Source organism: Bordetella pseudohinzii, from assembly GCF_000657795.2.
Taxonomy (GTDB): Bacteria; Pseudomonadota; Gammaproteobacteria; order Burkholderiales; family Burkholderiaceae_B; genus Bordetella; species Bordetella pseudohinzii.
Genome location: NZ_JHEP02000006.1, coordinates 231056 through 256610, shown reverse-complemented (window position 1 = coordinate 256610; position 25555 = coordinate 231056). Strand labels below are relative to the sequence as shown.

Below are 25555 nucleotides of genomic sequence, written 5' to 3'. Positions count from 1 at the left end.
ACCGCGCCGCGTCTGCGTTGCTGTCTGTGTTGCGAGGGGGCGAACTATAGCACAGAAAAAAATCGCGTGTCACGGCTATGACACCTATTTTTAATAAAACGGCAAAATTTCGCCCGCCGCGCCACCCGTTTGTCCCCGGTTTAGCGACCCTCCCCTATATATAGGGGGCTGTCTCCAGGGCACAAGGCATAGATTACACGTGCAACTCGGTGGTTTCCTTGATCTGCTGCAAGGCAAAGAAGGATTTCATGTCGACCACGGCCGGGTGCAGCATCAGAGTGTCCATGGCGAAGCGGGAGAAGTGGGCCAGGTCCCGCACCTGGATGCGCAGCAGATAGTCCATATCGCCGGACATGGCATAACACTCCACCACTTCGGGCCAGAGCTGGACGTCCCGGTGGAAGTCGGCCATGGAGGCATGGCTGCCGCCGACATGCTTGTTCAGGCGTATCGTCACATAGGCCAGCAGGCCCAGGCCGACCTTGTCGGCATCGACCAGGGCCGCGTAACGTTTGATATAGCCCTGCTCTTCAAGCCGCCGCACCCGGCGCAGGCAGGGACTGGGCGATAGGGAGACACGGTCGGCCAGCTCCTGGTTGCTCAGCCGTCCATCGCGCTGCAATTCGGCCAGGATTCTGCGATCTGTCCTGTCCAATCCATTTTCGGTCATATTCCACCCTCAATATTCTATTTTGCGCAATTGAATTGCCGATGATAGGGCTTGCCCGGCCATTTTCGCAATCGGCTGCCATGCCAAATGCCTAGAATTTGGCTTTTGCATAACCCCGACAAAGAGACAAGGGAGCGCAGCCATGAGCACGCAATTCCAGCCCTGGGACAACCCCATGGGCACCGCCGGCTTCGAATTCATCGAATACACCGCCCCCGATCCCATTGCCCTGCGCAAGGTGTTCGAACTGCTCGGCTTCAAGGCCATCGCCAAGCATCGCCACAAGGACGTGACCCTGTACCGCCAGGGCGGCATCAATTTCCTGATCAACGCCGAACCCGATTCTTTCGCGCAACGCTTCGCCCGCCTGCACGGCCCGTCGATCTGCGCCATCGGCTTTCGCGTGGAGGATGCGGCACGCGCTTACAAGCGCGCGCTGGAACTGGGCGCCTGGGGTTTCGACTCGCATAGCGGCCCGATGGAACTGAACATCCCCGCCATCAAGGGCATCGGCGACTCGCTCATCTACCTGGTGGACCGCTGGCGCGGCAAGACCGGCCATGGCGGCATTGGCGACATCAGTATTTATGACGTCGACTTCGAACCGCTGGACCCGGCCCACGCGCAAGAAGACCTGACCCATGCCGGCGCCGGCCTGACGCTGGTCGATCACCTGACGCACAATGTGCACAAGGGCCGCATGGCGGAGTGGGCCGAGTTCTATGAGCGCCTGTTCAATTTCCGCGAAGTGCGTTACTTCGACATCGAAGGCAAGGTGACGGGCGTGAAGTCCAAGGCCATGACCTCGCCCTGCGGCAATATCCGCATCCCCATCAATGAAGAAGGCACCGAGGAAAAAGGCCAGATCCAGGAGTACCTGGACCTCTACCGCGGCGAAGGCATCCAGCACATCGCGATGGCGACGGACAATATTTACGAGACCATCGAGAAACTGCGCAAGAACGGCGTCGTGTTCCTGGACACGCCCGACACGTATTACGAGCTGCTGGACCGCCGCCTGCCGCAACATGGCGAGGACGTCGACCGCCTGCAGAAGAACCGCATCCTGCTGGACGGCGCGCCGGGCGGCGGCCTGCTGCTGCAGATCTTCACCGAGAACCAGATCGGCCCCATCTTCTTCGAGATCATCCAGCGCAAGGGCAATGATGGTTTCGGCGAAGGCAACTTCAAGGCATTGTTCGAATCGATCGAACTGGACCAGATGCGCCGCGGCGTGGTCAAGTCCGTGGACTGAGCGCCAAAAACGACACAGCCCCCGAAAGGGGGCTGCGTCATTCCAGGCCCGCGCCTCAGCGCTTCAGGCGGTCGTGGAATTGCTTGCGGAACTTGGCGACTTTCGGCGCGATCACGAACTGGCAATAGCCTTGCTCGGGATGCAGCGCGAAATAATCGCGATGATAGTCCTCGGCCGGCCAGAAGGTCGCGGGCGCAAGCAGCTTGGTGACGATGGGCGCATCATAAATATGCGCCGCATCGACTTCGGCGATCACGGTCTGGGCCTGTTCCCGCTGCGCCTGGTCCTGCCAGAAAATGGCCGACTCATATTGCGGACCGACGTCATTGCCCTGACGGCCCGGCGTGGTCGGATCGTGGGTGGCGAAGAACACACGCAATAGATCCGCATAGCTCAGTTCCGCCGGATCGAATTCCACGCGCGCCACTTCGATATGGCCGGTGTCCTTGTTGCACACCTGTTGATAGCTGGGATGATCGACGTGGCCGCCGGCATATCCGGGCAAGACGCTCTCGACGCCGCGCAAGTCCTTGAACACCGCCTCGACGCACCAGAAGCAGCCGCCGCCCAGCACCGCGACCTCCAGGCCGGGACGATTTGGGGATTCAGACATGATGATTCCTTGAAATCAGGGTTTCTTGGCCGGCGCCAGCGTCAGTACCCATTGCGCCAGCTCCCTGGCCTCATCGGGCGAAACCTGCGACTGCGCGGGCATGGGCACGGCGCCCCAGGCGCCCCGCCCGCCGTTGCGTATCTTGTTGGCCAGATAGTCGGCCGCCTCGGGCTGTCCGGCATAGCGCTCGGCCACGCTGCTCAACGGCGGCCCGACCCGCTTGCTGTCCACCTGGTGGCAGGCCATACAGGCCTTGCTCTTGGCCAGGTCCAGGCCCGTGGTCTGCGCCTGGACTGGCGCGGCCAGCAGCAGGGCCGCGCTGCCCAGGGCCAGTTTGAGATTCAAATACATAAAGACGGAATTCCACGACAGAGGACACCGGCCGGAACAGCCCCGACCGCATGGATGGTAACCGAGAATGCGGCGGGGAACGAATCCCTCCCCCGGCCTGTCTGTGCACCTGCGCTTGCCACGGATACCGATGGCATCCGCGCCGGTTATCATCGAATAAATTCTTTCATAGACCGCCCATGTTTCAAGCACCTCAATTCGATCCCGTCGCCCTGCGCCTGGGTCCGCTGGCCGTTCATTGGTACGGCCTGATGTATCTGCTGGCTTTCGCCCTGGTGTATTTGCTGGGCCGCTATCGCATCAAGCGCGGGCAAGGCGGCAACCTGACGCCCAAGGATCTCGAAGACCTGATTTTCTATAGCGTGCTGGGCGTGGTGCTGGGCGGCCGGCTGGGCTATGTCCTGTTCTACAAGCCGGGCTACTACCTCAGCCATCCGCTGGAGATCGCCTATCTGTGGGAAGGCGGCATGTCCTTCCATGGCGGACTGATCGGCGTCATCCTGGTGATGCTGGGCTTCGCGCGCAAGAAAGGCGTGAGCTTTTTCACCATCAGCGACTTCATCGCGCCGCTCATCCCCCTGGGACTGGGCGCGGGACGCCTGGGCAATTTCATCAACGGAGAGCTCTGGGGCCGACCGACCACGGTGCCCTGGGCCATGATTTTCCCGCAATCCGGCGACAGCCTGCCGCGCCATCCCTCGCAGCTCTATGAGCTGGGCCTGGAAGGCCTGGTGCTGTTCGTGCTGCTGTGGTGGTTTTCGAGCAGGCCGCGTCCGACGGGCCAGGTCAGCGCGATGTTCCTGATGGGCTATGGCGCTTTCAGGTTCCTGGTGGAATTCACGCGCGAACCGGATAACTTCCTGGGCTTGCTGGCCGGCGGCATGAGCATGGGCCAGTGGCTGTCACTGCCCATGTTCCTGGCCGGCCTGTTGCTGTTCGTCTTTACTGCAAGACAATCGTCCCGCCGACCGTAACGCTGACGGTGACTTCGCCAGCCTCCAGGGGCACGCCCGGGGCTGGCGCCGAGGCCGCGTCGGACTTGGCCATCTGGCTTCCCATCATGCGCGGCATGGGCGCCGGCGCGCCGCCGCCGCCCAGCTCCAGCTTGGACAGGCGATAGCCCGAAAAACCGAAAGCATTGGCCGCGGCCAGGGCGCGCGCCTTGAAAGCCTGGGCCGCCTGGCTGAGCAACTTGCGCTCCTCGGCTTCGCGGCCTTCGCGCGACAGGAAGAAAGAAATATTGGAGATGGCGGTCTTGTCGCCCAGCTTGGCCGCCAGCGCCGAGGCGGCCTCGAAATCCTTGGACTCCAGCACCACCTCGCCCTGGCCGCGCCAGTTGACGATCTTGCCCTTGGAATTGGTATTGGGCCAGACGTTGTAGCCGCCGGAGCGGACGTCGATATTCTTGGCGCCGCGGGCGCGCTTGACGACGTCATCCAGCGCCGCGGTCAGGCGCTTGCCGGCCGTCGCCTGGTCATTCGCTTCGATCTCGACCGACAGGCTGATGCGCACCGTGTCCTGCTTGACCTCGGAAGACGCCGAAGCATGCAAGCTGAGTTCGGGCGCGGTGCGCTGCGCTTCGGCGGCAGCCGGAGCAGCGGTTTGCGCGAAGCTGGGCTGGGCCGCGGCGAAGGCCAGGGTGGCGCAGCAGGCAGCCGCGATTCGGGTCAGCGAAAACGCAAGGGGTCGGTGCATGTGGGAACCTGTGAGAGGGATGACAGGAGAAGATCCGGGCGGGCCCGGCCCCCGGGGCAGGCCCGCGCTTTGGGAAGCAGGCCTGCCGGGATAGATGCCCCGCGTGTGCCGTCTAGGCCGGCATCTCGAACCCTTAGGTTCAAGGTGGTCGCGATCCGAAGAGCATCGGGTTCGTCAGCGAAGTGACGATCACTCCAGCTCCACACTCCCGCAACCATTATGCCGATAGCATCGGTTCAGAGAATGTATGGCCAAGTCACGAGCACCGCAGGGACAAACTGACAACGCAGTGTCCAGAGGTTTGACTACGCTTAAATGAGTTTTTCCTGGCCCGACAAGGCGTCGTCGAGCATCAGGTTCATTTCTTCGATTCTACGCTTGAAGTCGCCAACTGCCAAACCGCCCAGCGGGCCGTCGGGGGCCTTCATGGCGAGCAGTTCGCCAGCGATCTGCAGGGCGGCCATCACGGCGATCCGCTCGTTGCTCGAGACCTTGCCGGTGCCCTGGATGCGCAGCATGAGGTGGTCCACATGGCGCACGGCGGCCAGCAGGACGGGTTTTTCTTCGGCCGAGCACGCGAGCGAATAATCGCGGCCCAGGATAGAGACATCTAGGCGTTCCATCAGGCTTGTTCTCCCGCCGCGGCGCCAGGCAGGCGCGCCAGCACGGCGTCGATGCGTTCGCGGGCCGAGGAGGCGGCCAGGCGCAGCCGCTGCAATTCGGCCTCGCGCGCGGCAAGCGCCTGCTGCATCTCGCCTTCGCGCGTCGAGGCCCGCGCCTCCAGCGCCAGGCGTTCCGCGGATTCGCGCGCCAGCTGTTCGCGCAGCGCCGCTTCGGCCTGCTGGGCTTCGGCCTTGTACAGATCCAGGGCGCCGCTATGGTCGCGCATCTGGTCCTTGAGGGCCTGGAGTTCGGCTTCGCTGTCGGCGCAGCGCTGCTTGAGCGCGCGCGCCTCGGCATCGCTGTCGTTCAGACGAATACGCAACGCATCGCGCTCGGCGTGCAGTTGCCGGGTGCGTTGCACCAATTGCCCGATGCGGGCGGCGAGTTGATCGAGGTCTTGCAGCATGGGCGCTATCGTAAACCATCCGGAACCGATTCGGGCCTCTTCACGCAAGCTGAGAAACACGGCAATATTCAGTACCACATGAAAGCTTTTTGCCAGGCCCCTGTCATGGCGGGAAAAAGCAAGAGCCGGCCCGGCATGAGGCCAAGGCTTTCGCTAAACTTTCTTAAAACTTTCATTCAGCTTTCAAACGCCCTTCAAACTGACGCCGCGGTTACAGAATAGACCCGGATCATCCCCTATTTGGCCCAAAACCGAGGGAAAACCCCAGTGCATCTGGTGTAGCCCAGGGTTTGCATGCGTGATCCCCTCCATTACCATTCGGCCTTCAAAAAAGATCAATTTCGCTTTCAACAAGGCGACCTAAGCTTTCAATAAGAACAAATGGCACATCCAAGTGCCTTTTTTGTGCCCGTCGCCGGTGACCAACACCGGGGCAGGCTTTGCACCATATCTACACGCTGTAAAACAGGAGCCAACCAATCATGCAGCTACGCAATCGACAGGATTTCTGGTCGGGGATGATGTTCATCGTCCTCGGACTGGGATTCTCCTGGCAGGCCAGCAGCTACCAAATGGGTACTGCGGCCCGCATGGGACCGGGGTACTTCCCCTTCTGGCTGGGACTCGTCCTTGCCTTGCTGGGCGCGATCGTCCTGATCGGCTCGCTCTCCAAGAAGGCCACCGAAACGCACGTCGACCGCTTCGACTGGCGCATTGTCTTCCTGGTCATTGGCTCCGTTGTCGTCTATGCCCTGGTGCTCAAGCTCCTGGGCGTCTATATCTCGGTCTTCCTGCTGGTCGTGCTCAGCAGCCTGGCGAGCCATGAGTTCAGCCTCAAGGTCGCGGTGGCCAACGGCATTTTCCTGGTGGTGTTCACGTACCTGGCCTTCATCAAGGGCCTGGGACTGATCTTCCCGCTGTGGCCGTCGTTTATCTAAGGCTAGAGGAGAACACTCGCCATGGAACTGTTTGACAATCTCATGCTGGGTTTTTCGGTGGCCATCAGCCCCGAGAACCTCGCCTACGCCCTGCTGGGCTGCATCCTGGGCACGCTGATCGGCGTGCTGCCGGGCATCGGCCCCGTGCCGACCATCGCCATGCTGCTGCCCATCACCTATGTGCTGCCGCCGGTGGCTGGCCTGATCATGCTGGCCGGCATCTATTACGGCGCCCAGTACGGCGGCTCGACCACCGCCATCCTGGTGGCGCTGCCCGGTGAGACATCCGCGGTGGTGACCGTGCTGGACGGCCACCAGATGGCGCGCAATGGCCGCGCCGGCGCCGCCCTGGCCATCGCCGCCCTGGGCTCTTTCTTCGCCGGCTGCGTGGCCACGCTGCTGCTGGCCGCCTTCGCGCCCCCGCTGGCCGAAGTGGCCTTCAAGTTCGGCCCCGCCGAATACTTCTCGCTGATGGTGCTGGGCCTGGTGGGCGCCGTGGTGCTGGCTTCGGGCTCGCTGCCCAAGGCGATCGCCATGATCATCCTCGGCCTGCTGCTGGGCATGGTGGGCACCGACGTGAACTCGGGTGTCGCCCGCTTCGATTTCGGCATCCCCGAACTGCAGGACGGTATTGACTTCGCCATCGTGGCCATGGGCGTGTTCGGTTTCTCCGAAATCATGACCAACCTCGAGCAGAAGGAAAACCGCGTCGACATCACCGACAAGATCGGCTCCCTGTACCCCAATAAGCAGGAGTTCAAGGAAGCCGCGCCGGCCGTGATCCGTGGCACCGCCCTGGGCTCGGCCCTGGGCATCCTGCCCGGCGGCGGCGCCGTGCTGTCGTCGTTCGCCTCCTACACGCTGGAAAAGAAGATCTCGAAGAACCCCGAGCGCTTCGGCAAGGGCCACCCGGCCGGCCTGGCGGGTCCGGAATCGGCCAATAACGCCGCGGCCCAGACCTCCTTCATCCCGCTGCTGACCCTGGGCATCCCGGGCAACGCCGTGATGGCGCTGATGGTCGGCGCCATGACCATCCACAACATCCAGCCGGGTCCGCAGGTGATGTCCAGCCACCCCGAGCTGTTCTGGGGCCTGATCGCCTCCATGTGGATCGGCAACCTGATGCTGGTGGTGCTGAACCTGCCGCTGATCGGCCTGTGGGTCAAGCTGCTGAAGGTGCCCTACCGCATCCTCTTCCCGGCCATCCTGGTGTTCTGCACCATCGGTGTGTACTCGCTTAACTACAACACCTTCGATATCTTCATGACGGCGGCCTTCGGTGTGGTCGGCTACGTCTGGGCGAAGCTGAAGTGCGAAGGCGCGCCGCTGCTGCTGGGTCTGGTGCTGGGCCCCATGATGGAAGAGAACTTCCGCCGCGCCCTGCTGCTGTCGCGCGGTGACTTCTCGACCTTCATCAGCCGTCCGCTGTCGGCCTCGCTGCTGGCCCTGGCCCTGGCCCTGGTGGTGCTGGTCGCGCTGCCGGCCATCCGCAAGAAGCGCGAAGAGACCTTCGTCGAAGAAGACTAAGCAAGACTGTTTTTACACGCCGGGCCCTCGGGCCCGGTTTTTTTTTGCCCGGGGGCTTGCGGAGGGCGGACGTGGTTTTCTATAATTGAGCAAGCACTCATTCATTTAGCATCATGGCCAGGCCCCGCAGCGAAGACAAACGCAATGCCATCCTCGCCAGCGCGGCCCATGTGATCGCGCGGCAAGGCATCGCCGCGCCCACGGCCCGGATCGCCAGGGAGGCAGGCATCGCCGAGGGCAGCCTGTTCACCTATTTCCCGAACAAGGACGAGCTGCTCAACGCCTTGTACCGGGAGGTCAAGCTGGAATTGAGCCAGACCATGATGGCCGGCTATCCGCGGGACGCCTCCGCGCGCGAGCGGCTGCGCCATATGTGGAACCGCTATGTGCAATGGGGCGCGCATTATCCGCAGAAGTTCAAGGCGGTGACGCAGCTGGGCGTGTCGGACCGCATTCGCGAGGACGTCAAGGCTGAGTGCCGGCAGCATTACACGGCCCTGCAGTCGGTGCTCGAAGAAAGCGTCAGCAACCCGGCGCTGCTGGCCGTTCCCTGGCTGTTCGTGTCCACCCTGATGACCGTGGTGGCGGAGACAACAATGGGCTTCATGGCGCGCGAACCGCAACGGGCCGATGATTACTCGGCCGCCGGCTTCGAAGCCTTCTGGAACGCCATCACGGCCTGAAGCAAAGGCGGCGACCATCGGGCATTACCGACCTTAAATGAGTGAGTACGTAGTCATTAAAAGGAAACCATCATGGCGAAAGTGTGGCTGATCACGGGTGGGGAGCGCGGCCTGGGACGATATATCGCCGAGGCGGCACTGGTCGCGGGCGAACATGTCCTGGCCACGGCCAGCAGCGCCGAACGCCTGGCCGACCTGCAAGCCCTGTATGGCGCGCGGCTCTGCGTGCTGCCGCAAGCGGCCGATGACATCACCGCGCGCGGGCTGGCGCAGGCCGCGCTGGAGTGTTTTGGCCGGGTGGATGTGCTGGTCAACACAGCCGGGCCAGGCCGGATGGCGCCGTTCGAGCAGATCGAGGACGGCGATTTCCGCGCCGAGATGGACGAGCACTTCTTCGGCCTGGTCAATCTGACGCGCGCGGTATTGCCCATCATGCGCCAGCAGCGCAGCGGGCACATCATCAACGTATCGTCCGTGGGCGGACGCTTCGGCGCGCCGGGGCTGGCCGCCTACCAGGCCTCGAAATGGGCGGTCGGCGGCTTTACCGAAGCGCTGGCGCGCGAGGTCGCCGCCTTTGGCATCAAGCTGTGCTGCATCGAGCCCGGCGACCTGGCGCGCGACCTGCCCCGCAGCATCGAAGAAGGCGCCTGGCTGCCGGAATACCGCCCCACCATGGAAGCCGGGCATAAGCAATTCATCCACCTGGCGGGCAAGGAAACGGGCGACCCGGCGCGCGTGGCGCAGATCGTGCTGCGCCTGGCCTATCACAGCGCGCCGCCCGCCCATCTGCTGCTGGGCAGCGATGCGCTGCGGCAGGCCGGGCAGGCGGACGTGGAGCGCACCGAGGCCGAACTGCGCTGGCGCGTGGTGACGCTGGCGACCGACCGCAATGCCCACCTGCCCTTGCCCTCCCTGCCCCGCCGCTAGGCGCGGCTCGCGGCCGGCGGACGATTAAGGTAAGTTATCGGCTTTGCTGTCTTACTTCTACCGGGAAACTCTGGCATGGCAAGCATCGGCTCGAAAACCTATGACAACGTCGCGGCTAAGAAAGTCGCCTTCCTCGGCCTGGGCGTCATGGGCCTGCCCATGGCCGGCCACCTCGCGCGCGCCGGTCACGAGGTCACCGTCTACAACCGCAGCCCGGCCAAGGCGCAAGCCTGGGTGCAGGAGTTCGGCGGCAAGTCGGCCGCCACGCCCCGCCAGGCCGCGCAAGGCGCGCAGATCGTTTTCGCCTGCGTGGGCAATGACGAAGACCTGCGCAGCGTGGTGCTGGGCGATGAGGGCGCGTTTGCCGGCATGGCCCAGGGCGCCACGTTTGTGGACCACACCACGGCCTCGGCCGATGTGGCTCGCGAGCTGTACGCGCGCGCCAAGGCGCTGGGCCTGAACTTCGTGGATGCCCCGGTGTCGGGCGGCCAGGCCGGCGCGGTCAATGGCGTGCTGACCATCATGTGCGGCGGCGAGGCCCCGGTGTTCGACGCCATCAAGCCGGTGGCGGCGGCCTACGGCCGCGCGGTCACGCTGGTGGGCGCGCCCGGCGCCGGCCAGCTGGCCAAGATGGTCAACCAGATCTGTATCGCCGGCGTGGTGCAAGGGCTGGCCGAAGCCATCGCCTTCGGCCAGGCGGCCGACCTGGACATGAAGCTGGTGCTCGACGTGATCAGCAAGGGCGCCGCGCAAAGCTGGCAAATGGAAAACCGCGGCGGCACCATGGTCGATGGCAAGTTCGATTTCGGCTTCGCCGTGGACTGGATGCGCAAGGACCTGGGCCTGGTGCTTGCCGAAGCCCGCCACAACGGCGCCCGCCTGCCGCTGACCGCGCTGGTGGATCAGTTCTACGGCGACGTGCAGAAAAACGGCGGCGGCCGCTGGGACACCTCCAGCCTCATCACCCGCCTGCGCAGCTGAAGCGGCGGACATCAAAAGGGACGAGGCTTGCCTCGTCTTTTTTTTGCGCCGTCCGCCTCGGGCGAGCCGGGGCCCGGCCTTCGGGAATGCCCTCGGGCTGATGTTATCGGCCGGCGCCGCGAACACCATAAACAGGTCTATGATGAACTGAACGTTCCATCTTTAGAACATTCATGCAAGATCTCAACGACCTTTTCTATTTCTCGCAAGTCGTCGACCAGGGCGGATTCAGCGCCGCCGCGCGCGTGCTCGATATCCCCAAATCGCGGTTGTCGCGCCGCATCTCGCAGCTTGAAGCAAGGCTGGGGGTGAGGCTTTTACAGCGCACGACGCGCCGCCTGCGCCTGACCACGGCCGGCGAGCGCTACCTGCATTACTGCCGCGAGATGACCGCCTCGGCGCGCGCCGCCGAGGAGGCCATGCGGCAATTGCAGACACAGCCTTCGGGCCCGGTGGTGGTGAGCTGCCCGATTTCCATCGCCCAGCAGCTGCTGGCCCCTTTGCTGCCGGAATTCATGGACACTTGGCCGGAGGTCTCCATCCAGATGCTGGCGACCAACCGGCGGGTGGACCTGATCAACGAAGGCGTGGACCTGGCCTTGCGGGTGCGGACCAAGCTGGACACCGACGCGGAGCTGGTGGTGCGCCAATTGGGCGCGGCCAGCGGCACCCTGGTCGCCAGCCCGGCCTATCTGCAGCGCCATGGCGCGCCGGACACGCCGGAGGACCTGGTCCATCACACGACCTTGAGCTTCAATGATCCGCAGACCGAGGTCGTCTGGTCGCTGCACAACGGCGAGGGCAAGGAGCGCGCGATCACGGTGACGCCGCGCCTGTGCTGCAATGATTTCATTGTCCTGACCGAAGCCGCCGTGCGCGGGCGCGGCATCGCCTTGCTGCCCTCGGTCGCCACCCAGGCGGAGCTGCGCCGCGGCGAACTCGTGCCCGTGCTGCCCGACTGGCGTTCGCCCGAGGGCATCGTGCACTGCATCTATCCTTCGCGGCGCGGCATGATCCCGGCGGTGCGCGCCTTTCTCGACTTTCTATTCGAGCGCCTGGCGCCCAGCTATGAGCGCATGGGCATGAAGCCCCTTACGCGCTAAGGCCAGCCCTCCAGACCAGCTGTCTCCCGTGAAATACAGGCCTGTCCGGGACCGGCCTTGACCCGCCGGCGTTCTTGCCTACAATCGGGATCGCTCTAAAAATACGCATAAATTAAAAACGCCGTTCCAATATCTGGAACATCATGGCTGGGCAGTGAACAGCCCTTTGGAGAAGATGCGGTGGACACCCCCCTCCCCTTGCAAGGCATCCGCGTGCTTGAGTTCTGCAATGTCGCGGCCGGCCCCTATTGCGGCATGCTGCTGGCCGACATGGGCGCGGACCTGGTGAAGATCGAACACCCCGGCGGCGGCGACACGCTGCGCGCCTGGCCGCCGATCAACAACGGCTATAGCGAGAATTTCGCTTCGCTCAACCGCAACAAGCGCTCGGTGACGCTGGATCTGAAATCCCCCGCCGGCCAGGCCCAGGCGCGCGCGCTCGCCGCCGAGGCCGATGTGCTCCTGGAGAACAACCGGCCGGGCGTCATGCAACGTCTGGGGCTGGACTACGCAAGCCTGAAGGCCATCAATCCGCGCCTGCTTTATTGTTCGATCTCGGCCTATGGGCAATCGGGGCCGCGCGCGGCGGAGGGCGGTTTCGACCTCACCATCCAGGCCATGGGCGGCGTCATGAGCGTGACGGGCGAAGCCGATGGCGCGCCGGTCAAGTGCGGCGTGCCGCTGGCCGATTTCGCGGCCGGCCTGTATGCCGCCTTCTCCATCGCCGCCTCGTTGCGCCAGGTGCAGCAGACCGGCCAGGGCGCGCATATCGACGTGCCCATGCTGGGCACCACTCTGGCCATCGCCGCCTTGCAGACCTCCGAATACTTCGGCAGCGGCAAGGATCCCGCCAAGCTGGGTTCGGCCCACCCGCGCAATGCGCCCTATCAGGCCTTCCGCTGCCGAGACGGCTATTTCGCCATGGCCGCCGGCAACGATGCCCTGTGGCGTTCGGTGTGCCAGGTGGTCCAACGGCCGGAGCTGCTCAACGATGAGCGCTTCCAGAGCACGACGCTGCGCGCCCGCAACCAGGCCGCCCTGCGCGACCTGCTGGAGACCGTCTTCGTCACGCAGGACGCGGCGCACTGGCTGCGGTGTTTCCAGGAGGCCGGCGTGCCCAGCGCGCCCATCAACACCTACTCGCAAGTCCTGGCCGACCCCCAGGTCGCGCACATGCAATGGGTGCAGGAAATCACACTGCCCGGCGACCACGTCACCCGCACCTTCACCTCGCCGATCAAGATCAACGGCCAGGGCCTGCCCGTGCGCCGCAATCCGCCCGCCCTGGGCGAGCACAATGCGGAGATTCTTCCGGAGACGCAGGCATGAGCGAGGTGCTGACAATCGACCGGCATGAGGCCTATTGGGTCCTGACGCTCAACCGCCCGGAAAAACGCAACGCCCTGTCGGCCGAGCTGGTCGAACGCCTGCTCGATGCCGTGCTGGCCGCGCAGGCCGAACAGGTGCCGCTGCTGGTGCTGCGCGGCGCGGGCAGCAACTTCTCGGCCGGCTTTGATTTCACCGGCTTCGAGGACTTGAGCGAAGGCGACCTGGTGCTGCGCTTCATCCGCATCGAGACCCTGCTGCAGACAGTGGCCTATGGCGCTTGCGCGACGCTGGCGCTGGCCCATGGCGGCAATTTCGGCGCGGGCGTGGACCTCATCGCGGCCTGCCGCCAGCGCTGGGCCGCGCCCGATGCGCGCTTTCGCATGCCGGGCCTGAAGTTCGGCCTGGCGCTGGGCACGCGCCGCCTGGCCGAACTCGTGGGCGAACAGCACGCCTACGACTTGCTGGAGAGCGCCCGCGGCTTCGATGCGGCGCAGGCCGTGGAGATCGGCTTTCTGCAGGGCGTGGCGCAGACCGGCAGCTGGGACGAGCGGATCGCGCGCGCCCGCGAAAGCGTCTTGTCCCTGCCGCCGGCCGGCCGCCACTGGCTGCGCTCGCTCACGCGCGGCGGCAATCCGGATGGCGATATGGCGGCGCTGGCGCGCTCGGCCTCGCAGCCCGGCCTCAAGGACCGGATCCGCGCCTTTCGCGCGACCAGCTAGGCGCCGCTATAGCCCAGGCGACGCGAGATCGTATCGGCGATCTCGCGCACGCGCTTGCCCGCCTGGACCAGTTTCTGTTGATCCAGGCGCTCGGCCGGACCGGAGATGCCCACGGCGGCCACGACGCTGGCCGAGGCATCGCGGATGGGCGCCGCCGCCCCCACGACCTGCTCGCGCCACTCGCCGCGATTGATGGCAAAACCCTGGGCGCGGATGGCTTCGAGTTCGCGGCGCAAATCGCCCAGACGCATGAGGGACTTGCCGGTATGCGGCTTGAGACGGCTCTTGACCGCTGCCAGCGCCGGCTCGCCGGCCCAGGCCAGCAAGGCCTTGCCCGTGGCGACGCATTGCGCGGGCGCCCGGCCGCCGACGGTGGTATAGGCGCGCACCGGCTGCGGACTGTCTATCTTTTCGATATAGAGCACCTCGGATCCTTCGAGAATGGAGAGATGGACAGTCTCAAGGGATTCCTGCGCCAGCTCGCGCATGAAAGGCAGGGCCTCGGTGCGCACATCGAGGCGATCGGCGATGCGCGCCCCCAGCTCCCATAGCTTCATGGTGAGCTCATAGCGGCCGGTGTCGGGATTCTTGCGGGCAAAGCCCTGATGCACCAGGGCTTGCAGCAGACGATGGACGTTGCTCTTGTTGAGCAGCAGCTGCGAGGCCAGTTCGCTGACTCCGGAGCCTTTTTCGTTGCGGGCCATGGCTTCCAGGAGCACCAGGCCTTTAAGAAATGTCTTGTCCAATCTCGCCCGCGGAAAGTGTGGAAACCAGCGCCCGATTCTACAGGACGCCCCCGTCGGCGCGGGCGCAAAAAAGGCGGCCCGAAGGCCGCCCCACACATTGAAACCGCGTTGGATCAGGCCGCCGTCTGCGCCGAGGCCTGGGGCTTTTTGCGGTTGCGGCGCAGGAATGCCCAGATCTGCAGAAGGATCAGCAGGGCGCTGGCGGCCATGAACCAGGCGCTGATCGGACGCTCCACGAAGATCATCATGTCGCCGCGCGACAACAGCAGGGCCCGCCGGAAGTTCTCCTCGACCATGGGGCCAAGCACGAAGCCCAGCAGAATGGGCGCCACCGAGAAGTCCAGGAACATGAGCAAGGCGCCGATCACGCCGAAGGCCAGCACTTCCCAGATCTGGAACAGGCTGTTCTGGGTGCTGAAGACGCCCACCGCGATAAAGAACAGCGCCGATGGGAACAGATAGCGGTAAGGGACTTGCAGCAGCTTGACCCAGACGCCGATCAGCGGCACGTTGAGCACCATGAGCAGCACGTTGCCGACCCAGAAACTGGCGATCAGGCCCCAGAAGATATCCGGATGCTCGGTGATCAGCTGCGGACCGGGCTGGATGCCCTGGATAAGCAGCGCGCCCAGGATCAGGGCCATCACGGCGTCGCCCGGGATCCCCAGGCTCATCGTCGGAATGAAATCGACCTGCGTCTTGGAGTGCGAGGCCGCCTCGGGCGCGGCCACGCCGCCTATCATGCCGGTGCCGAATTTCTCGGGGGTCTTGGAGATCTTGCGCTCCAGGGCGTAGGCGATGAAGGTGGTGATGGTCGGGCCCGTGCCGGGCATGGCGCCGAACACCGTGCCCACCAGGGTGCCGCGCACCATGGGCATGAAGGCTTGCTTCATCTCGGCCTTGCTGGGCCGCATGTCGCGCACGCGCAGCTTGGCGCCGGTGCTGATGGCGGCCATGCGGTTGACGCTCATGAGGAAGTCGGCCACGCCGAACAGGCCCATGGAGATGGCCACCAGTTCCAGGCCGTCGGAGAGGTCCAGCAGGCCGAACGAGAAGCGGATGGTGCCCGTGTTCACGTCGGTGCCCACCACGCCGCACAGCAGGCCGAACAGCGTCATGGCCACGCCGCGCAGCGGCGAGCCGCGCGACATGGTGGCGCCGGCCAGCAGGCCCAGCAGCATGATGGAGAAGATCTCGGTCGGGCCGAACTTGAAGGCCACCTCGACCAGCAGGGGCGAGGCGAAAATCATCACGATGATGCCCACGGACGCGGCAAAGAACGAGCAGATCATCGTGATGCCCAGGGCCGTGCCGCCCTTGCCCTGCTTGGTCAGCGGATAGCCGTCCAGGCAGGTCACGGCATGCGGCGGGTGCGAGGGCAGGTTCAGCAGGATCGCGCCGATGGCGCCGCCATATTGCGAGCCGTAGAAGATGCCGGCCAGCATCAGGATGGCGGGCACCGGATGCATGACGTAGGTCAGGGGCAGCAGGATGGAGATCGCCGACAGCGCGCCCATGCCGGGCAGCACGCCGATGAGGTTGCCCACCAGCACGCCGAAGAACGACCACATCAGGTTATGCCACTGGAAGGCGATGCCGAAGCCATACCAGAGGTCGGTCAAGGATTGCATGATCATGGCGTTCAACCCCAGCGAAACAGCGGCAACTGCAGCTGCAGCGCCCACCAGAAGACAACGACGGCGATCACGCACATCGACACGGACAGGAACAGGGCCTGCTTCAAGGTGTTGGTGCGATCGCCCAGCGCCGAGATGAACACAATGGCGAACGTGGCCGGCAACAGGCCGCCCCACTCGCCCAGGAGCAGAAAGGCCAGGATGCCCAGCAGGATGCAGAAGCTGCCGCGCAGATCCGGAAAAGCATGGCTATGCCCGCCGGGCTCCGGAGCCTTTTCCTCCTCGCCCAGGTCGGCCGCGCCCTTGGCGCGCGCCGATACGGCAATCAACAGGCCGACAAAGGCCAACAGAGCGCCTACCGCCGCGGGAAAGAATCCCGGGCCCATATGGGACAAAGAACCCAGATGGTAGTCAGTACCGGCGTAGACGGCCCCCAGGCCGACCAGCACCATCAACGCTCCCCCGTAGTAATCCTTTTTATAACTAGATAAGTCCACTCTTGCTCCTCGCGCGCCCTGGGCGCGGTTGTTCTGCCGGCGCTCCAGAATGCGGGCGCGGCCGGTCCCGTGTTCAACGAGACCGGCAGGCAGAATACGAAGCGAAGCTGCTAATCCGCTTTCTATTGACTGTCGGGTTCCTGAATCCCGGGGTTATCCCTAGGAGGTCTGGGCCCGAATCGCGTCAGGCGTGGGCGTCCGCGCCCGGATCGGACGGCTTGGCATGGGCCAGGGGGATCCAGAAGACGGCGGCCAGGCCATGTCCGCCCTGGTCATTGGGCTCGCCGTCGCGCAGCTCGATATCGCCGTCATTGCGGCGCGCAAAGCCGCGCGCGATGGCCAGACCCAGCCCGGTGCCCGAAGAGGCGGCCGAGCGCTCGCCGCCGATGCGGTCAAAGCGCGCAAAGGCCCGGGCGCGCAGCGGGGGATCGATACCCGGCCCATTGTCGGCGACGATGACTTCGGCGCGATCGGTTTTCTTCACGACGGACACCGTGATCCGGGCGCCGACCGGCGCGTAGTTGATGGCGTTGTGCACGAGATTGGAAAGCAGTTCGTGCAGTTCGGCCTCGCTGCCCAGCACCGGCACGACGGCCGCGCCGCCATCCTCGTGCGCCGTATCCTCGCCACGGGCGTCCACCCAGCCGAGATCCTGGCGTTTGTCGTGCGCCAGGGGCAGATACTGCAGCACGGCCTCGCGCGCCAGGTCGTTGAGATCCAGGACCTGGCGCGGCATGACCTCGGCCTGGTTGGCGTGCGCCAGCGACAGCAGCTGCTCGGTCAGCCGCCGCGTGCGGCGCAGTTGGTCCACGATGGCCCGCAAGCCCTCCTGCGCGCGCGCCGGGTCGCGCTCGCGCAGCGCATACTGCGCCTGCGTGAGCATGATGGCCAGGGGCGTGCGCAGCTGGTGCGAGGCGTCGGCCAGAAACTGCGATTGTTCATCGATGACGTGGCGATGGCGGGCAATGTGGTAGTTGACCGCCTCGACCAGGGGCGCCACTTCGCTGGGCACGCGCGAAGCGTCCAGCGCTGTCAGGTCATCCTGGCGCCGCGAGCGGATGTCGTTGCGCAGGCGCACGAGCGGCCGCAGCGCCCAGGTCACGCCCCACCAGACCAGGAGCGCCACCAGGGCCAGCATGCGCGCATCGCGCAGGATCTCCTGGCGCTGGGCCGCCGTCTCGGCCGCCAGGCGCTTGCCCATGCTCTCGGCGACGATCACCAGGACCTGGCGATGCTGGCCGTGATAGTAGAGGTCGCGCAGCACCGCCACAGCGCGCACCGGATCATTGCGGTAGACCGCGTCATAGAACACGGGCTGCCCATTGCCCAGGGGCCATTGCGGCGGGCGCGGCATCTCGGGCATGCCGGCCAGGCTGTGGCCGGGCGGCGGCTCGCCCTTGCGGCCGTCGGGCCAGGGCGGGTCGATTTCCTCGATACGGAAATACTTGCGCAGGCCCGCGCGGGATTCAAGCATGACCTGGGCATACAGGGGCGTGGCCACCTGCAGGCTGCCGTCCGGATTGAACTCCAGACTGCTTTCGAGCACGCGCGCCGGCTCCAGCAAGGCCGAGTCATAGGCTTCGTTGGTGATCGAGGACAGCGTGCGGTAGTCGTTCAGGCTGTCGATGACCAGCAGAAGAATCACGCCAGGCAGCAACAGGGAGATCAGCAGCGTCCGGATGCCCAGCAGGGGCCGCCGCCAGCTGCGCTCAGGACTCGGAGGACTCACGCGCCACGCTTTCGAGCATATAGCCCAGGCCACGCACGGTCACGATACGCACATCGCTGCCGGCAAGTTTCTTGCGCAGGCGGTGCAGCACCACCTCGATGGCGTCGGGATTGGCCTCGCTGTCGTGCGTGAACACCTTGCCGAACAGCTGCGCCTTGTCCACCGGATAGCCGCTGCGGGTCAGCAGCGCCGCCAGCGCGGCATGCTCGCGCGGCGTCAGGAAGAGCAGCGAGCCGTCCAGGGTGAACGCCCGGCTTTCGCCGTCATAGGAAAGCGAGCCGCATTGCAGGCGCGGATGCTGGCGGCCGCGGCTGCGCCGCACCAGGGCGGTCAGGCGCGCCTCCAGCTCTTCGAGCGCGAAGGGCTTGGTCAGGAAATCGTCGGCGCCCAGGTTCAGGCCGCGCACACGGTCCTGCAAGGCGCCCTGGGCGGTCAAGAGGAGCACCGGCGTGCGGTCGTCGCGGTTGCGCATTTCGCGCAGCAGCACCAGGCCATGCTTGTCCGGCAAGCGCAGATCCATGACGATGGCGTCGTACTCATTGCCGGCCATCAGGCCTTCGGCGGTGCGCGCATCCGGCGCGTGATCGGGCAGGAAGCCGCTTTGCGCAAGCGCGCGCATAAGCCACGAGGCCATGTCGCGCTCATCTTCAACCAGCAATATGCGCATGTCCGTCTGTTTCCGCGGAATTATCAGAAGAGCGAGGTCCGTGCACACGTTGCCGCAGATAGCGGGTTTCGTGATGCCTGCGGAACAGGATGGCGGCCAGCTCGTTCAAGGCTTGCGTGTACACATCGCGCTTGAACTCGATCACCGCATCCAAGGGAACCCAATACTGGCTCCAGCGCCAGGCGTCGAACTCCGGATGCTGCGTCGAGCGCAGGCATACGTCGCTGTCGCGCCCGACCAGCCGCAGCAGGAACCAAATCTGTTTTTGTCCTTTATAGTGGCCACGCCACTCACGCCGGACGAAGTGATCCGGCACGTTATAACGTAACCAGTCACGTGTACGCCCCAAAATACGGACATGCTCGGGCTTGAGGCCCACTTCCTCATGGAGTTCGCGATACATGGCCTGCACCGGGCTTTCGCCATATTTGATGCCGCCCTGCGGGAATTGCCAGGCATGCTCCCTGATCCGCTTGCCCCAAAAGACCTCGTTTTTACCGTTGACGAGAATGATGCCGACATTGGGACGGTAGCCTTCGCGATCAAGCATGGGCCACCCCCACCGAATTCAATACAATTACGGACGATTATACGTATCTGCTGCCACCTTTAAACATGCGCGCATCCAACTACCACATCAACACCCTGAAAGAGGCGCCTGCCGAGGCAGAAGTCGCCAGCCATAAACTCATGACGCGGGCCGGCATGATCCGGAAGCTGGCCGGCGGCATCTACACCTATATGCCGCTAGGCCTGAGGGTCATCCGCAAGGTCGAAGGCATCATCCGCGACGAGATGAACGCCGCCGGCGCCATCGAGCTGTTGATGCCGGTGGTGCAGCCGGCCGAGCTCTGGGTGGAATCGGGCCGCTGGGAGCAATACGGCCCCGAATTGCTGCGCATCAAGGACCGGCACCAGCGCGATTTCGTGCTGCAGCCGACCTCCGAAGAAGTCATCACCGACATCGCCCGCAACGAAATCCACAGCTATCGCCAGCTGCCGGTGAACTTCTATCACATCCAGACCAAGTTCCGGGACGAGCGCCGCCCCCGCTTCGGGGTGATGCGCGGCCGCGAATTCACCATGAAGGACGCCTATTCCTTCGACCGCGACGAAGCCGGCGCGGGCCGCAGCTACGAAGTCATGTACGACGCCTATCAGCGGATCTTCCGCCGGCTCGGGCTGGCGTTCCGCGCCGTGGCGGCCGACACCGGCTCCATCGGCGGCACGCGCAGCCACGAGTTCCAGGTGATCGCGGATACCGGCGAGGACCTGCTGGTCTTCAATCCCGACTCGGAATACGCGGCCAATATCGAGCTGGCCGAGGCGCCCTGCCTGCTGGCCGAGCGCGCCGCGCCCGGCGAGCCCCTGCAGGAAGTCCCCACCCCCGGCGCGGCCAAGTGCGAGGACGTGGCCAAGCTGCTCGGCCTGCCCCTGTCGCAGACCATCAAATCCATCGTGCTGGCCACCGAATCCGAGAAGGACGGCGTGCAGATCTGGCTGCTGCTGCTGCGCGGCGACCACGAACTCAATGAAATCAAGGCGGGCAAGCTGCCTGGCCTGAAGGGTTTCCGCTTCGCCACCGAAGCGGAGATCGTCGAGCATTTCGGCTGCAAACCCGGCTATCTGGGCCCGATCCGCACGGCCAAGCCGGTGCGCATCGTCGCCGACCGCACCGTGGCCAATATGGCGGATTTCGTCTGCGGCGCCAACCGCGAGGATTTCCACATCCGCGGCGTGAACTGGGGCCGCGACCTGCCCGAGCCGGAATTGGTGGCGGATCTGCGCAACGTCGTGGCGGGCGACCCCTCGCCCGACGGCAAGGGCACGCTGGCCATCCAGCGCGGCATCGAGGTCGGCCACGTGTTTTTCCTGGGCACCAAGTATTCCGAAGCCCTGAAGGCCACCTTCCTGGACGAGACCGGCAAGCCCGCCCTCATGCAGATGGGCTGCTATGGCATCGGCGTGACCCGTATCGTCGGCGCGGCCATCGAGCAGAATTTCGACAGCAAGGGCATCATCTGGCCGCGCGCGATCGCCCCCTTCGAGGTCGTGATCTGCCCGGTCGGCTGGGGCAAAAGTGAAACTGTTCGTAACAAAGCCGAGGCGCTTTACACCGCCCTGCGCGAGCGCGGCGTGGACGTCATCCTCGACGACCGCGATGCCCGTCCAGGCGTGATGTTTGCTGAATGGGAGTTGATTGGCGTGCCCCTGCGGGTGACCATCGGCGACCGCGGCCTGGCCGGCGGCATCGTCGAACTGCAAGGCCGCCGCGATACAGAGGCTGCAAAAATTTCGGTGGATTCGGCACTGAAAGAGATACTGGACAAGCTCGAAACGCTGTAGACTGCGCCCCGGGTCATTATTGATCCGGGTTTCCCCTAGGCCGTTTATCCACCGTGAGCCAGCCGACGTCTGCCGAATCCACTCTGAGCGTGCGTGTCTACTATGAAGACACCGACGCCGGCGGAGTGGTTTTCTACGCCAACTACCTCAAGTTCTTTGAGCGCGCCCGCACCGAATGGCTGCGGGGTCTCGGCGTGGATCAGTCACGGCTGGCGCGCGAGGACAAACGGCTGTTTGTTGTCCAGGGGCTGGACATGGCCTATCGGCGGCCGGCCCGGCTCGATGACCTGCTCACGATCCGCAGCCGTGTCACACGACTGGGCCGAGCTTCGATACACTTCGCGCAGCGCGCCGAGCGGGACGGGGAACTGCTGGCCGAAGGGCAAATCCAAGTCTGCTGCGTAGACTCGGAGCGCATGCGACCCGCGGGGCTGCCCGATTTCCTCCGCGCCCTACTGGAATTCACTCAGGAATAACCATGCAAGTCACCAGCGACATGTCGTTGTCTTCGCTGATTTTCAATGCCAGCGTGCCGGTCCAGCTGATCATGCTGCTGCTCCTGGGCATCTCGATCATGTCCTGGACGTATATTTTCGCCAAGCGAATGGCGATCAAGCGCGCGCACCAGCAGACCCGCCGCTTCGAGGATGATTTCTGGTCGGGCGGCGACCTTGCCATGCTGCAGCAGGCCGTGGCCAGCCGCCGCGACGAACAAGGCGCCCTGGCCCGCATCTTCGATGCCGGCATGACCGAGTTCCTCAAGGCCCGCCGCGGCGGCGGCGATTCCACCGCCCAGCTCGACGGCCCGCGCCGCGCCATGCGCGCCGCCTACCAGCGCGAGATGGATTCGCTGGAGTCCCACCTGAACTTCCTGGCCTCGGCGGGCTCGGTCAGCCCCTACATCGGCCTGCTGGGCACGGTCTGGGGCATCATGCACGCCTTCATCGGCCTGTCGAACATGCAGCAGGCCACCCTGGCCTCGGTGGCGCCCGGCATCGCCGAAGCCCTGATCGCCACGGCCATCGGCCTGTTCGCCGCCATCCCCGCCGTGGTGGCCTATAACCGCTTCACCAACGACATCGACCGCCTGTCGATCCGCTTCGACAGCTTCGTCGACGAATTCCTGAACATCTTGCAGCGGCAGGTACGCTAATGTCTTCGGTACGCTCCAGCGGCCGCGGCGGCCGCCGCATGAAGGCCGACATCAACGTCGTGCCCTACATCGACGTGATGCTGGTGCTGCTGGTGATCTTCATGGTCACCGCGCCGCTCATCACCCCTGGCCTGATCCAGCTGCCCTCGGTGGGCGCGGCCTCCGATGTGCCGGCCAAGCCGCTGGAAGTGCAGATTTCGCAGGACGGCCAGATCGCCCTGCGCATGCGCGAACCGGGCGCCGAACTGCAGGATATCGCGCGCGCCGAATTGGTCAGCCAGGTGCGTTCGCGCATCACGGCCGAAACCCCGGTGGTGATCGCCGCCGACGGCAAGGTCCCCTATGAAACCGTGGTCAAGGTAATGGACGAGTTGCGCAGCAATGGCGTGACCCGCCTCGGCCTGCTGGTGGACCAGGGCGGCAATTCGCAGCCGCAACCCACGCCCGCCAAGAAACGCTGACCGGCGCCCCGCCGCCCGCCTGACCCCGCAAGCCCATGCCACCGATTATTCGATCCGACAGCAAAACCCCGTGGTCCCCAGAGCGCAAGGACAATGCCAAGTCCCTGGGCCTGGCGACGCTGGTGCACATCCTGTTGATCGTCGTGCTTTTCTTCGGCCTGAACTGGCATACGCAGAACCCCGGCCCGGTGCAGGTCGAACTGTGGATGGACGGCGACACGCCCGACGCGGCGCCGCCCACCCCCACGCCCGAACCCGAGCCCGAGCCGCCCAAGCCGCAGCCCGAGCCCCCCAAGCCCCAGCCGGAACCGGAGCCGCCCAAGCCCGAACCCAAGCCGGAGCCCCCGCCGCCTCCCCAGGCCCAGCCCGAGCCTCAGCCCGATCCCGAGATCGCGCTCGAAGAGGCTCGCAAGAAACGCGAACAGGAAGAAAAAGCCCGCCAGGCCGCTGAAGCCGCGAAAGAAAAGGCGCGCCGGGAAGAAGAACGCCGTCAGGCCGAGCTGAAGGAAAAGCAGCGCCTGGAGCAAGAGCGCAAGGCCGCCGAACAGAAAGCCAAGGAAGAGGCCGACAAGAAGGCCAAGGAAGACGCCGCCAAGAAGGCCGCCGCCGAAAAGGCTGCTGCCGAGAAGGCCGCCGCGGAAAAAGCCGCGGAGCAGAAAGCCAAGGAAGAGGCGGCCAAGAAGGCTGCCGCCGAGAAGAAGGCCAAGGAAGAAGCCGCCAAGAAGGCCGCCGCCGACAAGGCGCTGCGCGATGCCTTCCGCAACGACATCCTCGGCACCGCGGGCCGCCCCGGCGGCACCGCGGACCGCAACCAGGCAGGCGGCGGCCGCGACGATGGCTATGGCGCCAAGGTCCGCGCCTGCGTGCAGCCCGGTGTGGCATATCCGGCGCCGCCGCGCGCCGGCTCGGCCAATCCCACGGCGGAATACCGGGTACAGTTAGGAAGTGATGGCAGGGTGGGCAACGTGACGCTGAAGCGCTCCTCCGGCAATACCGCCTTTGACCGCGCGGTCGAGACCGGCATCCGGCGCTGCAACCCCTTCCCCAAGCCTTCGACGGGCCGCTACGAGCCCATCATCGACGTCGTATACCGTATGTATGATTGACAGGAGATTGCCGACCATGACAACCGCTTCCCGCCGAGCCTCCCTGCCGGGAGTCTTGCGATCGTATGGCCTCGCGCTGCTGCTGCTCCTGGCCGCTCTCGTCGCCTGGCAACCGGCCCATGCGCAGCTGCGTGTCGACATTTCCGGCACCGGCGCCACCCAATATCCGATCGGCATCGCCGACTTCGCCGGCGACGATGTGCGCGGCCGCGCCCTGGCCGATGTCATCCGCGCCGACCTGACCCGCACCGGCCAGTTCCGCCTCATCAATACCGCCGGCGCCGGCCTGACCGTCGACTCGCCCATCGGCTACGACGAATGGCGCGGCCGCGGCGCGGATTTCCTGGCCTATGGCAGCATCAATCGCGGCGCCGATGGCCGCTATGAAATCCGCTACCGTCTGGCCGATACCGTCAAGAAGGGCCAGCTCGACGGCGTGGCTTTTTCGGGCACCGAACAGGAGCTGCGCCGCATCGCCCACCAGATCGCCGACCGCATCTATGAAAAGATCACCGGCGTGCGCGGCGTCTTCGCCACCCGCATCGCCTATGTGCTCAAGCAAGGCAGCACCTATGAGCTGCAGGTCGCCGACGCCGATGGCCAGAATCCGCAGGTCGCCCTGCGCTCGCGCGAACCCATCATCTCGCCGACCTGGGCGCCCGATGGCTCCAAACTGGCCTATGTGAGTTTCCACTCCGGCAAGCCCGTGGTCTATGTGCAGACCCTGGCCAGCCGCTCGCAGCTCCCGGTGGCCAACTTCAAGGGCAACAACAGCGCGCCGGCCTGGTCGCCTGACGGTTCGCAGCTTGCGGTTGCACTGACCCAGGACGGTTTGTCGCAAATTTACATCGTCTCGGCCGACGGCAGCGCCAAACCGCGCCGTATTACCCGTTCTCCTGGGATCGACACCGAGCCGAGCTTTACGCCTGACGGCCGTTCCATTATCTTTACCAGTGACCGTAGTGGCGGACCGCAAATCTACCAAGTCGGCCTTGATGGCGGAGACGCCCGCCGACTGACGTTTAACGGTAGTTACAACATTTCACCCCGAATTTCTCCTGATGGATCGACGCTGCTGTACGTTGCAAGACGCGACGGCGCGTTCCGAATCGCTTCGCTAAACCTGTCCTCTGGCACCGAAACGCTGCTGACCGATGGTCGTGATGACCAGTCGCCGAGTTTCGCGCCGAACGGCATGCAGGTGCTCTACGCGACCATTCAAAATGGCCGTAGCGTGCTTGCAGGAGTATCGAGCGATGGCCGCGTGCGGCAGACCCTGTCAGTCCTGAATGGGGAAATACGTGAACCTACGTGGGGCCCATTTACCCGATAACACGTGTGACTCTCTTTGCA

General features: G+C 64.9%; 28 protein-coding genes and 1 other RNA gene. 16 read left to right on the top strand and 13 right to left on the bottom strand.

The genetic code is table 11. The features are described from left to right. Positions 1-193: 193 nt before the first annotated feature. The gene (locus tag L540_RS10465; protein ID WP_043209613.1) at positions 194-670 is read right to left on the bottom strand and encodes an Lrp/AsnC family transcriptional regulator; all 477 of its coding nucleotides are present in this window, start codon (positions 668-670) and stop codon (positions 194-196) included. Between the two features lie 142 nt (positions 671-812). Here L540_RS10465 and hppD point away from each other — a divergent pair, with 142 nt between their 5' ends. Continuing rightward, complete coding sequence (gene hppD, locus L540_RS10460) at positions 813-1925, top strand: 4-hydroxyphenylpyruvate dioxygenase (protein ID WP_043209615.1); 1113 nt, start codon at positions 813-815, stop codon at positions 1923-1925. A 55-nt stretch (positions 1926-1980) separates the two neighbouring features. Here the strand turns inward: hppD and msrA are convergent, their stop codons facing one another. Further along, complete coding sequence (gene msrA, locus L540_RS10455; protein WP_043209618.1) at positions 1981-2538, bottom strand: peptide-methionine (S)-S-oxide reductase MsrA; 558 nt, start codon at positions 2536-2538, stop codon at positions 1981-1983. 15 nt (positions 2539-2553) lie between these two features. Then, positions 2554-2889 carry a c-type cytochrome gene (locus tag L540_RS10450; RefSeq protein ID WP_043209619.1) on the bottom strand — a complete coding sequence of 112 codons (336 nt, stop codon included), beginning with the start codon at positions 2887-2889 and terminating at the stop codon, positions 2554-2556. Between the two features lie 179 nt (positions 2890-3068). On the opposite strand from L540_RS10450, the gene lgt reads away from it, so the two are divergent. Continuing rightward, positions 3069-3863 (top strand): prolipoprotein diacylglyceryl transferase, encoded by a 795-nt coding sequence (gene lgt / locus L540_RS10445; protein ID WP_043209621.1) that lies wholly within the window; start codon positions 3069-3071, stop codon positions 3861-3863. Here lgt and L540_RS10440 read toward each other — a convergent pair. The 4 genes from L540_RS10440 to L540_RS10430 all read right to left on the bottom strand — a co-directional run bounded on the left by L540_RS10440 (position 3832) and on the right by L540_RS10430 (position 5653). After that, positions 3832-4584: an SIMPL domain-containing protein gene (locus L540_RS10440; protein WP_043209623.1), complete on the bottom strand. Its 753-nt coding sequence runs from the start codon at positions 4582-4584 to the stop codon at positions 3832-3834. The two genes, lgt and L540_RS10440, sit on opposite strands and share 32 nt — an antisense overlap. Positions 4585-4676: 92 nt before the next feature. After that, positions 4677-4861: non-coding RNA, 6S RNA (ssrS, locus tag L540_RS21540), on the bottom strand. A 34-nt stretch (positions 4862-4895) separates the two neighbouring features. After that, positions 4896-5207: a cell division protein ZapA gene (locus L540_RS10435; RefSeq protein ID WP_029580303.1), complete on the bottom strand. Its 312-nt coding sequence runs from the start codon at positions 5205-5207 to the stop codon at positions 4896-4898. Next, positions 5207-5653: a hypothetical protein gene (locus L540_RS10430; protein WP_043209627.1), complete on the bottom strand. Its 447-nt coding sequence runs from the start codon at positions 5651-5653 to the stop codon at positions 5207-5209. The genes L540_RS10435 and L540_RS10430 overlap by 1 nt, the downstream gene beginning before the upstream one ends. Positions 5654-6135: 482 nt before the next feature. On the opposite strand from L540_RS10430, the gene L540_RS10425 reads away from it, so the two are divergent. The 8 genes from L540_RS10425 (at position 6136) to L540_RS10390 (ending at position 13860) form a co-directional block, all read left to right on the top strand. Beyond that, positions 6136-6591: a tripartite tricarboxylate transporter TctB family protein gene (locus tag L540_RS10425; RefSeq protein WP_043209629.1), complete on the top strand. Its 456-nt coding sequence runs from the start codon at positions 6136-6138 to the stop codon at positions 6589-6591. 21 nt (positions 6592-6612) lie between these two features. After that, a complete protein-coding gene (locus L540_RS10420; protein ID WP_043209631.1) occupies positions 6613-8118 on the top strand; it encodes a tripartite tricarboxylate transporter permease in 1506 nt (501 codons plus the stop codon). Positions 8119-8231: 113 nt separating this feature from the next. Then, positions 8232-8801 (top strand): TetR/AcrR family transcriptional regulator, encoded by a 570-nt coding sequence (locus L540_RS10415; RefSeq protein WP_043209634.1) that lies wholly within the window; start codon positions 8232-8234, stop codon positions 8799-8801. 72 nt (positions 8802-8873) lie between these two features. Beyond that, positions 8874-9728: an SDR family NAD(P)-dependent oxidoreductase gene (locus L540_RS10410; RefSeq protein WP_043209637.1), complete on the top strand. Its 855-nt coding sequence runs from the start codon at positions 8874-8876 to the stop codon at positions 9726-9728. Between the two features lie 75 nt (positions 9729-9803). Next, the gene (locus tag L540_RS10405; RefSeq protein WP_043209640.1) at positions 9804-10709 is read left to right on the top strand and encodes an NAD(P)-dependent oxidoreductase; all 906 of its coding nucleotides are present in this window, start codon (positions 9804-9806) and stop codon (positions 10707-10709) included. Between the two features lie 173 nt (positions 10710-10882). Continuing rightward, the gene (locus L540_RS10400; protein WP_043209643.1) at positions 10883-11812 is read left to right on the top strand and encodes a LysR family transcriptional regulator; all 930 of its coding nucleotides are present in this window, start codon (positions 10883-10885) and stop codon (positions 11810-11812) included. 180 nt (positions 11813-11992) lie between these two features. Beyond that, positions 11993-13141 (top strand): CaiB/BaiF CoA transferase family protein, encoded by a 1149-nt coding sequence (locus L540_RS10395; RefSeq protein ID WP_043209646.1) that lies wholly within the window; start codon positions 11993-11995, stop codon positions 13139-13141. Then, a complete protein-coding gene (locus tag L540_RS10390) occupies positions 13138-13860 on the top strand; it encodes an enoyl-CoA hydratase/isomerase family protein (RefSeq protein WP_043209648.1) in 723 nt (240 codons plus the stop codon). The genes L540_RS10395 and L540_RS10390 overlap by 4 nt, the downstream gene beginning before the upstream one ends. On the opposite strand, the gene L540_RS10385 is transcribed toward L540_RS10390, so the two are convergent. The 6 genes from L540_RS10385 to L540_RS10360 all read right to left on the bottom strand — a co-directional run bounded on the left by L540_RS10385 (position 13857) and on the right by L540_RS10360 (position 19686). After that, on the bottom strand, positions 13857-14606 hold the full coding sequence (locus tag L540_RS10385) for an IclR family transcriptional regulator (protein ID WP_043209650.1): 750 nt from the start codon (positions 14604-14606) through the stop codon (positions 13857-13859). The two genes, L540_RS10390 and L540_RS10385, sit on opposite strands and share 4 nt — an antisense overlap. A 113-nt stretch (positions 14607-14719) precedes the next feature. Beyond that, positions 14720-16243 (bottom strand): tripartite tricarboxylate transporter permease, encoded by a 1524-nt coding sequence (locus L540_RS10380; protein ID WP_043210992.1) that lies wholly within the window; start codon positions 16241-16243, stop codon positions 14720-14722. Positions 16244-16248: 5 nt separating this feature from the next. After that, a complete protein-coding gene (locus tag L540_RS10375; RefSeq protein WP_043209652.1) occupies positions 16249-16695 on the bottom strand; it encodes a tripartite tricarboxylate transporter TctB family protein in 447 nt (148 codons plus the stop codon). Between the two features lie 229 nt (positions 16696-16924). Next, positions 16925-18427, bottom strand: a complete 1503-nt coding sequence (locus L540_RS10370; protein WP_109842538.1) for a sensor histidine kinase — start codon at positions 18425-18427, stop codon at positions 16925-16927. Positions 18428-18449: 22 nt separating this feature from the next. Then, positions 18450-19136, bottom strand: a complete 687-nt coding sequence (locus tag L540_RS10365; protein ID WP_025515747.1) for a response regulator — start codon at positions 19134-19136, stop codon at positions 18450-18452. Next, the gene (locus L540_RS10360) at positions 19117-19686 is read right to left on the bottom strand and encodes an RNA pyrophosphohydrolase (protein ID WP_029580288.1); all 570 of its coding nucleotides are present in this window, start codon (positions 19684-19686) and stop codon (positions 19117-19119) included. Before L540_RS10360 ends, L540_RS10365 begins: the two co-directional genes overlap by 20 nt. Positions 19687-19751: 65 nt before the next feature. On the opposite strand from L540_RS10360, the gene L540_RS10355 reads away from it, so the two are divergent. Genes L540_RS10355 through tolB form a run of 6 tightly spaced genes read left to right on the top strand, consistent with a single transcriptional unit; the run spans position 19752 to position 25535 of the window. Beyond that, positions 19752-21482: a proline--tRNA ligase gene (locus L540_RS10355; protein WP_043209656.1), complete on the top strand. Its 1731-nt coding sequence runs from the start codon at positions 19752-19754 to the stop codon at positions 21480-21482. 53 nt (positions 21483-21535) lie between these two features. Continuing rightward, positions 21536-21958, top strand: coding sequence for a tol-pal system-associated acyl-CoA thioesterase (ybgC, locus tag L540_RS10350; RefSeq protein ID WP_043209658.1), 423 nt, complete (start codon positions 21536-21538; stop codon positions 21956-21958). Positions 21959-21960: 2 nt separating this feature from the next. Beyond that, on the top strand, positions 21961-22635 hold the full coding sequence (tolQ, locus tag L540_RS10345) for a protein TolQ (RefSeq protein ID WP_043209660.1): 675 nt from the start codon (positions 21961-21963) through the stop codon (positions 22633-22635). Next, positions 22635-23096, top strand: a complete 462-nt coding sequence (gene tolR, locus L540_RS10340; RefSeq protein WP_043209662.1) for a protein TolR — start codon at positions 22635-22637, stop codon at positions 23094-23096. Before tolQ ends, tolR begins: the two co-directional genes overlap by 1 nt. A gap of 35 nt (positions 23097-23131) precedes the next feature. After that, on the top strand, positions 23132-24202 hold the full coding sequence (tolA, locus tag L540_RS10335) for a cell envelope integrity protein TolA (RefSeq protein WP_043209664.1): 1071 nt from the start codon (positions 23132-23134) through the stop codon (positions 24200-24202). Positions 24203-24218: 16 nt separating this feature from the next. Further along, a complete protein-coding gene (tolB, locus tag L540_RS10330) occupies positions 24219-25535 on the top strand; it encodes a Tol-Pal system beta propeller repeat protein TolB (protein WP_043209666.1) in 1317 nt (438 codons plus the stop codon). The last annotated feature ends 20 nt before the right edge of the window (positions 25536-25555 follow it).

Bases quoted from the DNA above. Each gene is read 5' to 3' on its own strand.
- L540_RS10390 (WP_043209648.1), top strand. From the start codon at position 13,138: ATGAGCGAGGTGCTGACAATCGACCGGCATGAGGCCTATTGGGTCCTG.
- L540_RS10375 (WP_043209652.1), bottom strand. From the start codon at position 16,695: ATGGTGCTGGTCGGCCTGGGGGCCGTCTACGCCGGTACTGACTACCAT.
- L540_RS10400 (WP_043209643.1), top strand. From the start codon at position 10,883: ATGCAAGATCTCAACGACCTTTTCTATTTCTCGCAAGTCGTCGACCAG.
- L540_RS10355 (WP_043209656.1), top strand. From the start codon at position 19,752: ATGCGCGCATCCAACTACCACATCAACACCCTGAAAGAGGCGCCTGCC.
- L540_RS10430 (WP_043209627.1), bottom strand. From the start codon at position 5,653: ATGCTGCAAGACCTCGATCAACTCGCCGCCCGCATCGGGCAATTGGTG.
- tolB (WP_043209666.1), top strand. From the start codon at position 24,219: ATGACAACCGCTTCCCGCCGAGCCTCCCTGCCGGGAGTCTTGCGATCG.
- tolR (WP_043209662.1), top strand. From the start codon at position 22,635: ATGTCTTCGGTACGCTCCAGCGGCCGCGGCGGCCGCCGCATGAAGGCC.
- L540_RS10440 (WP_043209623.1), bottom strand. From the start codon at position 4,584: ATGCACCGACCCCTTGCGTTTTCGCTGACCCGAATCGCGGCTGCCTGC.
- L540_RS10425 (WP_043209629.1), top strand. From the start codon at position 6,136: ATGCAGCTACGCAATCGACAGGATTTCTGGTCGGGGATGATGTTCATC.
- L540_RS10465 (WP_043209613.1), bottom strand. From the start codon at position 670: ATGACCGAAAATGGATTGGACAGGACAGATCGCAGAATCCTGGCCGAA.
- L540_RS10410 (WP_043209637.1), top strand. From the start codon at position 8,874: ATGGCGAAAGTGTGGCTGATCACGGGTGGGGAGCGCGGCCTGGGACGA.
- lgt (WP_043209621.1), top strand. From the start codon at position 3,069: ATGTTTCAAGCACCTCAATTCGATCCCGTCGCCCTGCGCCTGGGTCCG.
- msrA (WP_043209618.1), bottom strand. From the start codon at position 2,538: ATGTCTGAATCCCCAAATCGTCCCGGCCTGGAGGTCGCGGTGCTGGGC.
- L540_RS10450 (WP_043209619.1), bottom strand. From the start codon at position 2,889: ATGTATTTGAATCTCAAACTGGCCCTGGGCAGCGCGGCCCTGCTGCTG.
- L540_RS10360 (WP_029580288.1), bottom strand. From the start codon at position 19,686: ATGCTTGATCGCGAAGGCTACCGTCCCAATGTCGGCATCATTCTCGTC.
- L540_RS10405 (WP_043209640.1), top strand. From the start codon at position 9,804: ATGGCAAGCATCGGCTCGAAAACCTATGACAACGTCGCGGCTAAGAAA.
- tolQ (WP_043209660.1), top strand. From the start codon at position 21,961: ATGCAAGTCACCAGCGACATGTCGTTGTCTTCGCTGATTTTCAATGCC.
- L540_RS10380 (WP_043210992.1), bottom strand. From the start codon at position 16,243: ATGATCATGCAATCCTTGACCGACCTCTGGTATGGCTTCGGCATCGCC.
- L540_RS10435 (WP_029580303.1), bottom strand. From the start codon at position 5,207: ATGGAACGCCTAGATGTCTCTATCCTGGGCCGCGATTATTCGCTCGCG.
- L540_RS10415 (WP_043209634.1), top strand. From the start codon at position 8,232: ATGGCCAGGCCCCGCAGCGAAGACAAACGCAATGCCATCCTCGCCAGC.
- tolA (WP_043209664.1), top strand. From the start codon at position 23,132: ATGCCACCGATTATTCGATCCGACAGCAAAACCCCGTGGTCCCCAGAG.
- hppD (WP_043209615.1), top strand. From the start codon at position 813: ATGAGCACGCAATTCCAGCCCTGGGACAACCCCATGGGCACCGCCGGC.
- L540_RS10420 (WP_043209631.1), top strand. From the start codon at position 6,613: ATGGAACTGTTTGACAATCTCATGCTGGGTTTTTCGGTGGCCATCAGC.
- L540_RS10365 (WP_025515747.1), bottom strand. From the start codon at position 19,136: ATGCGCATATTGCTGGTTGAAGATGAGCGCGACATGGCCTCGTGGCTT.